General features: G+C 59.2%; 10 protein-coding genes and 1 pseudogene. 5 read left to right on the forward strand and 6 right to left on the reverse strand.

Features of this window, described 5'->3' with window-relative positions; translation table 11 throughout:
• Positions 1–172 precede the first annotated feature (172 nt).
• The 3 genes and pseudogenes from NKH21_RS08670 (at position 173) to NKH21_RS08680 (ending at position 3,319) form a co-directional block, all read left to right on the forward strand.
• Positions 173–1,456, forward strand: a complete 1,284-nt coding sequence (locus tag NKH21_RS08670) for an aspartate aminotransferase family protein (RefSeq protein WP_352864233.1) — start codon at positions 173–175, stop codon at positions 1,454–1,456.
• 11 nt (positions 1,457–1,467) lie between these two features.
• Positions 1,468–2,476 (forward strand): annotated as a pseudogene (locus tag NKH21_RS08675) (phosphotransferase enzyme family protein).
• A gap of 51 nt (positions 2,477–2,527) precedes the next feature.
• Complete coding sequence (locus NKH21_RS08680; protein ID WP_352864235.1) at positions 2,528–3,319, forward strand: SDR family NAD(P)-dependent oxidoreductase; 792 nt, start codon at positions 2,528–2,530, stop codon at positions 3,317–3,319.
• A gap of 194 nt (positions 3,320–3,513) precedes the next feature.
• On the opposite strand, the gene purU is transcribed toward NKH21_RS08680, so the two are convergent.
• The 6 genes from purU to NKH21_RS08710 form a co-directional block, all read right to left on the reverse strand.
• Positions 3,514–4,413, reverse strand: a complete 900-nt coding sequence (purU, locus tag NKH21_RS08685; RefSeq protein WP_352864237.1) for a formyltetrahydrofolate deformylase — start codon at positions 4,411–4,413, stop codon at positions 3,514–3,516.
• Positions 4,385–5,311 (reverse strand): electron transfer flavoprotein subunit alpha/FixB family protein, encoded by a 927-nt coding sequence (locus tag NKH21_RS08690; protein WP_352864239.1) that lies wholly within the window; start codon positions 5,309–5,311, stop codon positions 4,385–4,387. Before NKH21_RS08690 ends, purU begins: the two co-directional genes overlap by 29 nt.
• Before the next feature lie 24 nt (positions 5,312–5,335).
• Entirely contained in the window at positions 5,336–6,085 is a 750-nt protein-coding gene (locus NKH21_RS08695; protein ID WP_352864242.1) for an electron transfer flavoprotein subunit beta/FixA family protein, read from the reverse strand.
• Between the two features lie 96 nt (positions 6,086–6,181).
• On the reverse strand, positions 6,182–7,537 hold the full coding sequence (locus NKH21_RS08700) for an aspartate aminotransferase family protein (protein WP_352864244.1): 1,356 nt from the start codon (positions 7,535–7,537) through the stop codon (positions 6,182–6,184).
• 12 nt (positions 7,538–7,549) lie between these two features.
• Entirely contained in the window at positions 7,550–8,203 is a 654-nt protein-coding gene (locus tag NKH21_RS08705; RefSeq protein WP_352864246.1) for an HAD-IA family hydrolase, read from the reverse strand.
• Positions 8,196–8,987 carry an IclR family transcriptional regulator gene (locus tag NKH21_RS08710; RefSeq protein ID WP_352864249.1) on the reverse strand — a complete coding sequence of 264 codons (792 nt, stop codon included), beginning with the start codon at positions 8,985–8,987 and terminating at the stop codon, positions 8,196–8,198. The genes NKH21_RS08705 and NKH21_RS08710 overlap by 8 nt, the downstream gene beginning before the upstream one ends.
• Before the next feature lie 277 nt (positions 8,988–9,264).
• On the opposite strand from NKH21_RS08710, the gene NKH21_RS08715 reads away from it, so the two are divergent.
• Complete coding sequence (locus tag NKH21_RS08715) at positions 9,265–10,749, forward strand: aldehyde dehydrogenase (RefSeq protein ID WP_352864252.1); 1,485 nt, start codon at positions 9,265–9,267, stop codon at positions 10,747–10,749.
• Positions 10,749–13,223, forward strand: a complete 2,475-nt coding sequence (locus NKH21_RS08720; protein ID WP_352864255.1) for an FAD-dependent oxidoreductase — start codon at positions 10,749–10,751, stop codon at positions 13,221–13,223. Before NKH21_RS08715 ends, NKH21_RS08720 begins: the two co-directional genes overlap by 1 nt.
• The last annotated feature ends 8 nt before the right edge of the window (positions 13,224–13,231 follow it).

Genomic DNA, 13,231 nt, shown 5'->3' on the forward strand with positions numbered 1-13,231 from the left:
GGTTCATTATTATCACCGATGGTTAATTATAATGTGATTTTTTTTTGAAATGTCAACAGCTCCCGCACCACCGCTATTTTGCGATGTCATACTTGACATCGGTCAGACCTTGGACCAAAAATATATCTGACGGATATAATAGTGAACCGAGCCAACCCCAATAGGCTGGATGATGGATGACACGCAGGGTCTGCTTGCCAGGCGCGAGAAATTGCTCGGAAAGAACACCTCGATCTTCTATGAAAATCCTGTGCATCTCGTCCGCGGAGAGGGTGTCTGGCTGTGGGACGCGGACGGCAAGCGTTATCTAGACTGCTACAACAACGTGCCCCATGTCGGCCATTGCCACCCGTATGTAGTGGATGCGATCTGCCGACAGGCTTCAACGCTGAACACACACACCCGGTATCTCCACGAAGGCATCCTGAACTACGTGGAACGACTTTTGGGTTACTTCGACGATTCGCTGGATGCCGCCATGCTGACCTGTACCGGTAGCGAGGCGAACGACATCGCTCTTCGGATGGCACAAGCCGTCACAGGAAAGACGGGGGTAATCGCAACAGACTTCACCTACCACGGAAACACGACCGCCGTTTCCCAGTTGTCGACCCGTATGCCACCTGTCGGAGGCTACGGCGGCCATGTCCGTCATGTACCGGCACCCGACAGTTACCGGCCACTGGGTGGGGTTGCGGGCGAACCCTTTGCCGCTGCTTTCACCGCTGAGGTAGAGAAGGCGATCCGTTCGCTTGACGAGAGCGGACACGGGTTCTCGGCTTTGATCGTCGACCCGTTCTTTGCCAACGAGGGCTTCCCCGATTTGCCCAAGGGGTTCTTGACGGGAGCGGCCGAAGCGGTGCGAAAGGCTGGCGGCCTCCTAATTGCCGACGAAGTCCAACCTGGGTTTGGCAGGACTGGCGACAACATGTGGGGACATCAGCATGCGGGCATCGTTCCCGATGTCGTCACACTGGGCAAGCCGATGGGGAACGGACACCCCATTGCTGGTGTCGTGGCGGGATCGGAGACCCTGAACGCATTCCGCAAGGCGTTTCGATACTTCAACACATTTGGCGGCAATCCAGTTTCCTGTGCGGCGGGTATCGCTGTACTCGACGTCCTGGAAGACGAGAAACTGGTCGAAAACGCAAAAAGAGTCGGCAAATACGCCAAGGACAGTCTGTTGCGGTTGGCGGAAAAGCATTCCGTCATCGGCAACGTACGCGGCAGCGGACTGTTTTTCGGGGCGGAACTTGTCCTCGACAGGGCAGAGAAGACGCCCGCGCCTGAACTCGCAACGCGGCTCATCAACGAAATGCGCAGTCGAGGGGTTTTGATGGGCAAGCTCGGAATTCACCAATGCGCGACGAAAATCCGCCCTCCGATGCCGTTCACGACGGAAAATGCCGACCTGTTGATCGGCACCCTCGATGAGGTGCTGACAGCACTCTAGGGAGATTTGTCGTGGGAGACATAGCCGAGGCGCTATCTGCACGCCTGTCACTTAGAGCGAAGGAAGCACTCGCTCATTGGGGACTTTCCACCCAGCAGCCGGACCTCCTGAAGTACCGTGAGAATGCCATCTTCAGGATTGCACTTTCAGATGGGCGCTCCGCAGTCCTGAGGCTCCACCGTCCTGGATACCACAGCGCCGCGGCCCTTGGTTCGGAGTTGCAGTGGATGAAGGTGCTGAGGCAAGGCGGAATCGAGGTCCCGACGCCCCTCCCCACTCTCAACGGCGACGACTATATAGCGCTGCCTTCAAGCGTGGACTTTCCCGAACAGAACGCCGACATCGTGTCTTGGCTCTCCGGAGCGGCCCCTAGGCCAATCGGGCGTGATGCTGGTGCACGAACCGCAGGATCTCGTTCGTTTGTTCAGCGCCGTCGGAAACAAGATGGCCGATCTCCACAACATCAGTGACGCCTGGGCATGCGGCGATGGTTTCGACCGTCCATCCTGGGACAAGGACGGTTTGCTCGGAGAGACCCCTCTATGGGGACGTTTCTGGGATTTTGACGCTCTGTCGGTGGCAGACCAGGACAAACTCGATAGGTTGCGCGCTATCTTGTCGTCCGAAATCGAGCGCGTCCAGAACCTTGATTTCGGCCTGATCCATGCAGACCTCGTCAGGGAAAACGTCCTGGTGACGCCAAGTTCCGTCCAATTCATAGATTTCGATGACTCCGGCTACGGGTGGCGTGTCTTCGATATCGCAACGACCTTATTGCGCAACCGCAAGGAGCCCCACTACCCGGCAATCAAGAAGGCGGTTCTCGATGGCTATAGGCAAAGCAGGGTACTGTCTGAACGTTCTGAATCGCTGCTGCCGCTCTTCATGCTTCTGCGCAGTCTTACGTACATTGGATGGATCGGAGAACGCCCGGAATTGGCAGACAATGGCGCACGCTTGTCACGCTACCTGGCCGATTCATACTGTCTTGCGGACGACTACCTCGGCACAGGCTGGTGATTTTGAACGCGGTTCCTTCTGCAATCTGGTGGCGTAGCAAAGGATAATCTCATGCCTTCGGCAGTCGACGAAAGCAGGCCTGTAGCCCTGATAACCGGCGGAGGTACCGGGATCGGTGCAGCCATTGCATTGAAATTGGCGTCCACGCATTTCGTCGCAATCTGCGGGCGAAGAGAGACAGTCCTGCGAACCGTCGCCAACCAGACGGGCGGACTTGCGATTGCGACTGACATAAGCGTGCCCGCCGACGCGGCAGCCGTGGTTGAAAAGGTCGTTGCCCATTTCGGTCGCCTGGATTCGCTGGTCCTGAACGCAGGCACCGTCATCGCCGCATCTATCTCGGAGATGTCCATTGTCGATTGGCAAACCCAAATCGACGTCAATCTAACTGCGCCGTTTGTAATGGCGAAAGCTGCAATTCCGCATTTGCTGCGCACGAAAGGAGCGATCGTCACAATCTCGTCCGTTGCGGGCGCAACGGCAGGTGCCGGGCTGGCCGCCTACAGCTCGTCAAAAGCCGGAGTGACGCTCCTGACCCAGACGATAGCCTTTGAATACGCTCGCCACGGCCTTCGCGCCAACGTGATTGCTCCGGGGTGGGTGCGAACAGAGATGGCTGATATGGAAATGGGCATGCTGACCGAAGGCGGCGATCCCGAACCAGGATATAGCCGTGTCACGCGGCTCGTGCCGCAACGACGGGCAGCCGACGCGAGCGAAATAGCAAATGTCGCCGCGTTCCTCCTGTCGCCGGAGGCCTCTTACGTCAACGGCGCCCTGATCAACGTCGACGGAGGCAGCAGCGTGGTCAATCAAGGACTGGTGGAATTCGACCAAGCTTGAAGGCCGAGATCGGACTGCTGCGGTACTCTGCCCTTCCCTTGGAAGAGTCGCGTAGACCAATCTGGACCGGTTCCAACGATATCCAAGGCAGCCCACGGCTGGCACGGGCAAAAAACCTACGCTTGGTGCTTCCGCCATTCGATCCTTGAAGCCGCCAGGGCTCCGGAGGCACCGGTTAGCCCGTCGTGCACCCGTCAAGCAAAGACGATCGTCTTGTGGCCATTGAGCATGACCCGACCCTCCAGGTGCAACTTCACCGCCCGGGCCAGCACTCTGCTTTCGATATCGCGGCCGGTGGCAACGAAATCGTCGGCGCTCATCGTATGTGTCACGCGCTCCGTCTCTTGGTCGATGATCGGCCCTTCGTCGAGATCAGGCGTCACATAGTGCGCTGTCGCGCCGATCAGCTTGACGCCGCGTTCAAAGGCCTGGTGATAAGGCTTCGCTCCCTTGAATGACGGCAGGAAGGAGTGATGGATGTTGATGACTTTTCCGAACAATCGGGTGGAGAGGCTGTCCGAGAGCACCTGCATATAACGGGCTAGCACCACAAGATCGGCCTCCGTCTCCCGCACGAGAGCGAACAGCGTCTCCTCCCGTTCCGCCTTGTTGTCCTTCGTGATGTTGAAGACGTGATAGGGGATGCCTTCCATCTCCGCGATTCGGCGGCTGTCCTCATGGTTCGACACGATGGCTACAACCTCGGCCTGCAGCCACCCAACCCGGATTTGGTAGAGCAGATGCAGCATCGCATGGTCGAACCTGGAGACCATGATAACGATCTTCGGCTTGCGGCCGGCGTCGACGCAGTCGGCTTTGATGTCGAAGCGGTCCAACACAGGCTTGAGGGCGTGTTCAACCTGCTTGCTCGTTGTGGGCTCCCTGAATTCGGCGGCGATGCGCATGAAGAAGCGGTTGGAAACGCGGTCCCAGAACTGATTGCTCTCCGCAATATTGGCGCCGAGGGCGGAAAGCTCCGTCGCGACCGCCGCGACGATGCCGGGTCGGTCGTCGCAGGACAGGGTAATTGTGTGGGATTGCGGCACGTTTTCAGTCCCCTTCGTGTCAAATTCTGGCAAGTTCCGGCAGGGCATCAAAAAGGTCCGCGACGAGGCCGTAGTCGGCAACCTGGAAAATCGGCGCTTCCTCGTCCTTGTTGATGGCGACGATGACCTTGCTATCCTTCATGCCGGCGAGATGTTGGATGGCGCCAGAGATGCCGACGGCAATGTAGAGATCAGGGGCCACCACCTTGCCGGTCTGGCCGACCTGCCAGTCGTTCGGCGCATAGCCGGCATCGACGGCGGCGCGGGAAGCGCCGACGGCTGCACCGAGCTTGTCGGCGACGGGCAGGATGACCTCCTGGAATTTTTCCGAGGAGCCCAGCGCGCGACCGCCCGAAATGATGATCTTGGCCGAGGTCAGTTCCGGACGATCGGTCTCCGAGAGCTTGTTCTCGACGAAGGTGGACAGGCCGGGGTTGGCTGCGGCCTTCACGGTTTCGACCGTGGCCGAGCCGCCCTCGGGAGCCGCCTGGAAGGAAGCGGTGCGCACGGTGATCACCTTCTTGGCGTCGCTCGACTGCACCGTCTGGATGGCGTTGCCGGCATAGATCGGGCGCTTGAAGGTGTCGGGCGAGACGATCTCGATGATCTCGGACACCTGCGCGACATCGAGCAGGGCAGCCACGCGCGGCGCGACGTTCTTGCCCGACGAGGTCGCCGGCGCGATGATCGTGTCATAGGCGCCGGCTATGCTGACGACCAGTGCTGCCATTGGTTCGGCGAGGCGCTCGGTGAGCTCGTCGGCATCGGCCAGCAACACCTTGGTCACGCCCTTGAGCTTGGCGGCGGTGTCCGCCGCCGGCTTGGCGCCCTTGCCGGCTACCAGCACATGCACATCCGTGCCGATCTGCAGCGCTGCCGTCAGTGCCTTGGCGGTCTGGTCGGAAAGGGTGGCGTTGTCGTGTTCGGCAATCAGAAGAATAGCCATGTTGTTGTCTCCTTTTCCGATCGCTTACAGCACGCCGGCTTCGTTCTTCAGCTTGTCGACCAGCTCGGCGACGCTCTTGACCTTGACGCCCGCCTTGCGGCCGCTCGGCTCCTCGGTCTTGATCACCTTCAGGCGCGGCTTGACGTCGGCGCCGTAATCGGCCGGGCTCTTCTCGTCGAGCGGTTTCTTCTTGGCCTTCATGATGTTGGGCAGCGAGGCATAGCGCGGCTGGTTGAGGCGAAGGTCGGCGGTCACGATCGCCGGCATCCTCAGTTCCACGGTCTGCAGGCCGCCGTCGACTTCGCGCGTCACCTTGGCCTTGTCGCCGTCGAGCACGACCTTGGAAGCGAAGGTGCCCTGCGCCCAGCCCAGAAGCGCCGCCAGCATCTGGCCGGTCTGGTTGGAATCGTCGTCGATCGCCTGCTTGCCGAGGATGACGAGGCCGGGCTGCTCTGCCTCGACCACGCCCTTCAGCACCTTGGCGACGCCGAGCGGCTCGGTCTGCTCGTCGGTCTTGACCAGAATGGCGCGGTCGGCGCCCATGGCGAGCGCGGTGCGCAAGGTTTCCTGTGCCTGCTGCGGGCCGATCGACACGACGACGATCTCTTCGGCCTTGCCGGCTTCCTTGAGCCGGAGCGCCTCTTCCACCGCGATCTCGTCGAACGGGTTCATCGCCATCTTGACGTTGGCGAGTTCCACCGCCGAACCGTCAGCCTTCACGCGAACCTTGACGTTCGCATCCACAACCCTCTTCACGGGTACAAGGATTTTCACTTGATTGTGCCCTTATTTTCGGGTGAGTTTCACTATTCCAGAGGCACGTGGTGCCTAATTCGCCATCTCAATCAATTATCGCCCCGCTTGCATCAGTTATCGTCCCGCTTGCGCGAGCCCCGCATCGAGGGCGGCGATGATCCGTTTGACATCGGCCCCTGTGATGATGAGCGGCGGTGAGATGATGACGTTGGCACCCGAAGTGCGGACCATGACGCCTTCTTCGTATGCTGTGTCGAAAACCTTTTGCACGACGTCTTTGGCCGCTGCCGATTTCGCCTTGCGGTCCGACACCAATTCAAGCGCGCACATCAGGCCGAGACCCCGGACATCCCCCACCAACTCATGCTTCTCCTTGAGGCGTTCAAGGTCCTCAAGCAACTCCGCTCCCCGGGCCTTTGCATTCGCGGCGACGTTGAGACGCTTTGTTTCGGCGAGCGTCGCGAGCGCTGCGGCAGCGCCAACCGGGTGGCCGGAATAGGTGTAGCCGTGGCCGATCGAGCCAATAGCGCCCTTGGAGGCCTCAAATACCGTTGCCACCTTTTGGCAGATCATCACCGCGCCGAACGGAAAATATCCGTTGCTGATCGCCTTGGCCGTGCACATGAAGTCCGGCTTGACACCCCAGCCACGCGAGCCGGTCCAGGCGCCCGTGCGTCCAAACGCTGTGATCACCTCGTCCGCGATCAGCAGGATGCCGTGCTTGTCGCAGATGGCGCGCATCAAGGGCATGAAGGTCTCATGCGGCACGATAACGCCACCCGACCCCAGCACGGGCTCCATGATCATGGCAGCGATCGTATCGGCCCCCTGGAAGGCGATCTCATCCTCGAACTGGCGAGCGATCGCCTGAGCGATCTCCGCCGGATCAGACGTGCCGAACGGATTGCGGTAGGCATAAGGTGCGGCGAGATGAAAAACCCCGGGTGCCAAGGGCTCGTAGTTGCGGCGGAAATTGGCATTGCCATTGACCGATGCGCCGCCGAAATGCGTGCCATGGTAGCCCTTCTTGAGGGCAACAAACTTGGTGCGCTCGGGCTGGCCGTTGATCTTGTGGTACTGACGTGCCAGTCGCAAAGCGGTCTCGACCGAATCCGAGCCGCCTGACGTGAAGAAGGCGCGCACGAGGCCGTCTTGCCTGAACCATTCCGCCAGTTCGTATGAGAGCTCGATCGCCGGCGACGTTGAGGTGCCGCGGAACGCGGAATAATAGGGAAGCTGGTCCAGCTGATCGCGGATCGCCTTTTTCACCGGCTCGCAAGAATAGCCGAGATTAACGTTCCAAAGGCCGCCGACGGCATCGAGCAGCTTCCTGCCGTGAATATCGGTGACTTCCACCCCCTCCGCCGCATTGATGATGTGCGGCGGGTTGGCTTGCATCTCGGACGGATGCGCCATGGGATGCCACATGTGGCGGGCATTGTTCTCAACAAGGAAATTCGTCTCTCGCACCCTCTGTTCCTCTCAAATGCCCAGTATCTTGATTGCCTGGGCATAGCTTTCGCCTGGCCGGGTAACATCGAAGTGCACGATGTGCATCCCGACGTCCGACGCTCCTTTGATGTTCTTGGCCTGGTCGTCCACAAACACGCAATCCGAAGCGGCAAGACCCAGCCCGTCTAAGACGAACCCGTATGCGCGCGGGTCGGGTTTCAGAATTTTTGTGTAGGTCGCGTCGACGATCAGGTCGAACATCTGCAGGAATGGAAGCTTGGCCCGAAATCCGGCGCCGTAAAACAGATCAAGCTCGTTTGATAGGATTGCAAGCCTCTTGCCCGCTTCCTTGGCAACGTCGATCGCGCGCAACGCCTCTGGTCTTATCATCAACTGCGGATCATCACCCCGGATGCGCTGGAGAAACGCAGGCAGTTCATCCCAGGTCTCGCCTACGAGATTTCCCGTCTCCCGTGCCCGCGTGTACCAGTAATCCCGTTCGGTGATTGCCCCGGATTGCATCTGTTGCCACAACGCGTCGCCCTCGGGTTCGAAGGGGCCCATCCAGTCAAGGGTGCCTGCAGGCAATCCCAAGGCGGCCTCGTTCAGGCGCTGAGTTTCAAAAACTGTTTTCGAGATCACGCCGCCGAAATCGAGAACCAATGCCTTGCCGGGTTCAGGCATCGAGCAAATCCTTTTTCGCACGCAAGATGCTCGGGTGCGGTTCAGCGCCAATCGCCCGCGATATTTCCACCGAAGCCCCCACGACGAGCCGTGCCGCTTTCAGCTGCTTGTCCGTCGTCATTCGAGATGCGACACCGGCGATCGCCACCGATCCAAAAGCGTCGCCACTGCTGGAAAAGATCGGCGCGGCGACACCGCTCGATTCAACTTCAAAAGACCCAGGCGCAAAGGCGAAGCCGCGATTCCTGATCTGGTCCAATTGCGCCCGAAGTTCCTCTGCCTCGACCACGGTATTTTTCGTGTACCTGACCAATTCTCCCTCGGCCAAAACCCCGTCGCGGACCTCAGGCGCGGCGAACGCCAGGAACGCCAGACCAGATGCGGTTGCGTGAAAGGGCAGCAACTGCGACGGGTTTACCCAGACACGGGTCGATCTCTTCGGCTCCGTCACCGCAACCGTGATCATTGCGGTCTCGGCCGCCAGTGTAGCGTGAGCGGTTTCTTCCATCTCCTCGGCAAGCCTGTCGAGTACGGGATTGATGAATGAAAGAAGCGGGAAACTTGCTTCTCGGACTCGAGCCAGCCTGAGTACGGCGATCCCGAGGCGGTATTTCCTGGTTTCCGAATGCTGTTCCACAAAGCCGTTGCGAATGAGCGCAACGAGGATCCTAAGAGTCGTTGCTTTGTCGACTTTGGACTTTCGGGCGAGGTCGCTCAGGCCCCATTCCGGTTCCTGAACGGTAAAAAACGAAAGCAGATAAAGCGCCCTGTCGACGCTTTTCATCATTGGAACTGTTTCCCCAGATCCGGATTTCGACACGATTTCCTCTCCGCGATGAGTGCTACTTGACAGAACTTCCAACGTAATGCAAGCTTTTTAAACTGATGGTGATAATAATGAACCGCGAAACGACGGTCAAGCCATAATGGGAAATCCGAATGAAATTGCCTCAAAACGCCGGTCCGCTGGCTCGGTGTATCTGACCGCTGAAGGCGGCCCGCGACACCATTCCGATCCAGCGTGCCTGAGAACGACTCGGAACCGACCGTAAGGACAATCAATGGATCAAATCCAGATCGACCAGCTTCGGGGGCTTTCAGTTCCGGAGCAAGGGCTTTTCATCGACGGAAAAACGTGCAAGGCCCTGAAAGGCGGAACCCGTGACGTGGTATCGCCACTTGATGGGACGATCCTTACGCGCCTCGCAGAAGCCGAAGAAAATGACATCGACCTGGCGGTGGCGAGTGCGAGGGCGAGTTTCGACCGTGGATCATGGTCGAAGGCCGCTCCGGCCGAACGCAAAAAGGTGATGCACCGCATTGCCGATCTTATCGAAAAGAATGCGTTGGAACTTGCCGTGCTCGGGGTCCGCGACAACGGCACCGAAATATCCATGGCGATCAAGGCAGAGCCTGGAAGCGCGGCAAACACGTTCCGCTACTACGGCGAGTTAATCGACAAGGTCTACGGCGAGATCGCCCCGACCACTGGGTCGGTTCTTGGCTTGATCCACCATGAGCCTGTCGGCATCGTGGGCGTGATTGTTCCGTGGAATTTCCCGATGATGATCGGAGCATGGAAAATCGCCCCTGCGCTGGCAGCCGGAAATTCGGTTGTCGTAAAGCCGGCTGAGGTAGCATCACTGACTTTGCTGCGTCTGGCAGAGATTTGTTCAGAAGCGGGCCTGCCGCCCGGCGTTTTCAATGTGGTCACCGGTCAGGGGTCGGTTGTCGGTGCGGCGCTGGGACTTCACAACGACGTCGATGTCTTGGCTTTCACGGGGTCAGGTGCGGTAGGTCGGAAGCTGCTTGAATACTCCGCCAGATCCAACCTCAAGCGCGTCTATCTTGAACTCGGAGGCAAGTCGCCGAACATAGTGTTCGCGGACGCACCGGATCTCGATCAGGCAGCCAAGATGGCAGCCTACGGCATATTCCGTAATTCGGGTCAGGTTTGTGTGGCCGGCTCCCGCTTGCTTGTGGAGCGCGCCATCCACGGTGATTTCGCTCGCAAAGTGACCGAGTTCGCCTCGAAAATGCGGTTGGGCGATCCCCTCGATCTAAATACCGAGGCGGGAGCGATTGTAAGTGGTGACCAACTCTCCAAGAACCTTGAATTTGTGACAAGGGCCAAGGCCGAAGGCGCCTCGCTGCTTACCGGCGGTACCCGAATCCGCGAGGAAACAGGGGGGTTCTTCATGGCGCCGACGGTGTTTGACCAAGTCGCTCCAGACTCCGTCATTGCCCAGGAAGAAGTGTTCGGCCCGGTGCTTGCGATCACGCCCTTTGAGGACGAGGCCGCCGCGGTTCGGATCGCAAACTCCACAATCTACGGGCTGGCATCCGGCGTCTGGACGTCCAACCTCTCGCGCGCCCATCGCATGGTAAGGGCGATCAGGGCCGGCGTCGTCCACGTCAACACATATGGAGGGCCGGACATCACCGTGCCGCTCGGTGGCGTCGGGCAGTCTGGCAACGGTCACGACAAGTCGCCGCATGCTCTCGAAAAATTCCTCAATCTCAAGTCAGCGTGGATTCAACTCTGATGAGCGAAAACAGATCCCCAAGGACACTCCCAGAACGAGCTCCTGCAGTTGTCATCGGCGGCGGCATCATCGGAATATCGTCCCTCTACCATCTTGCGAAACGCGGCCTGGCGGGTGCGGTGCTCTTGGAGCGTAAACAGCTCGCAAGTGGGACGACATGGCATGCGGCAGGCATCGTCGGGCAGTTGCGTGAGTCTGGCTCGCAGACCGCGCTCTCGAAATACACTGCTCGGCTCTTTACGGAACTCGAAAGTGAGACGGGACAAGCAACGGGCTACAAGCAGAACGGCACGCTGCATCTCGCATTGTCGGATATCCGGATGGACCAGTTGCTGCGCAACCATGACCATGCCGGACGAATGGAAATCGAAAGCCACATACTCTCGATCCCTGAACTGGAAAAAATCTGGCCCCTGGTGGACTATAGAGGTGTCCAGGGCGGTTTCTTCGTTCCCTCCAACGGTCAGGTCAATCCCCTGGACGTCACCCAGGCGATGGCCCGCGGCGCCCGCAGCAATGGGGCGCTGATCTTTGAGAACACGTCGGCCACAAGAATTCTAACGAAGGACGGCCGGGTGATCGGGGTCGAAACCGATCAAGGTGTGATCGCCACCGAAAAAGTCATTCTCGCCGGCGGGATGTGGACAAGCCGTTTTGCCAAGGCACATGGGGTGACTGTGCCCCTTCATGCGGCGGAGCATTTCTACATCGTCACCGAACCGATTGCCGGCCTGCCGCGCACCCTGCCCTGTCTTGTCGTCGGCGAAGAACGGACATACTGGAAGGAGGACGCGGGCAAGCTGTTGATCGGTGGTTTCGAAGCCCTGGGCAAGGCTTGGGGCAAAGAGGGCATTCCAGACGGCTTCGAGTTCGACGAACTTCCATTCGACATGGAACATACCGAACCGATGCTTGAGACGATCTTCGCCCGCATGCCGGCGCTTGCCGAGATGGGGATCAAAACGTTTTTCAACGGTCCCGAAAGCTTCACGCCTGACGGGCGCCCTTATCTTGGGCCCTCGCCAGAAATGCCGGGTCTGTTCATTGCCGCCGGCATGAATTCCAACGGCATCCTGAATTCCGGTGGCGTCGGCTTGACGATGGCGGAGTGGCTGATCGACGGATACCCGAGCCGCAGCATGAATTCCATGCTAGCTTCTCGCGCCCATCCCTTTCAATCCAACTCGACATACAATGCCGACAGGGTCGGCGAGTCCGTCGGCTTCCATTACGGTATCCATTGGGCCGGCCGCCAGATCCAAACGGCACGCGGAGTACGTCGGGTACCACTGCACGACAGGCTGAAATCGCAAAACGCTGTTTTCGCCGAGCGCATCGGCTGGGAAATTCCAATGTACTACGACCCGTCCGGCATGGGGTGGCAGGACAAACCTTCGGTCGGCGAGCAATACTGGTCTTCCCTGGTGGCCGAAGAATGTGCCGCCGCCCGGGATGCGGCGGTACTCCTTGACCAGTCCATGTATGCGAAACTCCTGGTGCAGGGACCCGACGCCGTCGCCATGTTGAACAGGGTCTGCGGCGCCCAGATGGACGTGGCGGTCGGAATCTCCGTCTACACCCAATTTCTCAATCACCGTGGCGGCATCGAAGCCGACGTGACTGTCACGCGGATCGGCCCACAGAAATTCCTCGTGGTCACGGGCCACCCCAGCCAGGTTCGCGACCGCGCCTGGCTTGAAATGCACACAGACCCGGATTGGCGTTTCGAAATATTCGACGCGACTGCATCATACGCGCTGCTGACGATCCATGGCCCGAAATCTCGCGAAATACTCTCTGCCCTGACCACGGACGATCTCAGCAACGAGAAGTTTCCGTTTGGGGCGGCGAGGGAAATCGACCTGGGCCATGCACGGGTCTGGGTCATCAGGCGATCGTTTGTTGGAGAACTTGGATATGAGTTGCTGATTTCAACCGAGTTCACGCACGGTGTCTACGAGAACATTCTGGCAGTCGGGACGCCACTGGGCTTACGACATATGGGAATGTTCGCCATGGGAAGTTGCCGCCTAGAAAAGGCGTTCAGGCACTTTGGGCATGACATCACCGAGGACGACACACCTTACGAAACCGGCCTCGGATTTGCAGTCGATCTCAACAAGAGCGAATTTATCGGCAGAGCCCCTCTCGCAGCCCAGAAGGCAGGTGGTGCAGCCACGCGCTTCAGAACTGTATCGATCGCCGTCAATGGTCTGGGAAGGACAGGTGCTCATCTCGTGCACAACGAGCCGGTCTGGAAAGGCGACGACCTTGTCGGTCACGTGACTTCGGGAGGATGGGGCTTCCGCGTTGGCAAAATGGTGGGGCTTGCGAGCCTCCATCGTGAAGAGGGCGTCTCGAAGGCATGGCTCGAAGAGGGTGATTTCGAGGTCCAGATTGCAGGCAAACGCTATCCGATCCATGTCCAGCTTCAGCCTTTCTATGACCCGCAGGGAGAGCGGATGCGTGGCTGAGACCGACT

It is taken from the genome of Mesorhizobium sp. M1329, assembly GCF_040318035.1.
Lineage (GTDB): Bacteria > Pseudomonadota > Alphaproteobacteria > Rhizobiales > Rhizobiaceae > Mesorhizobium.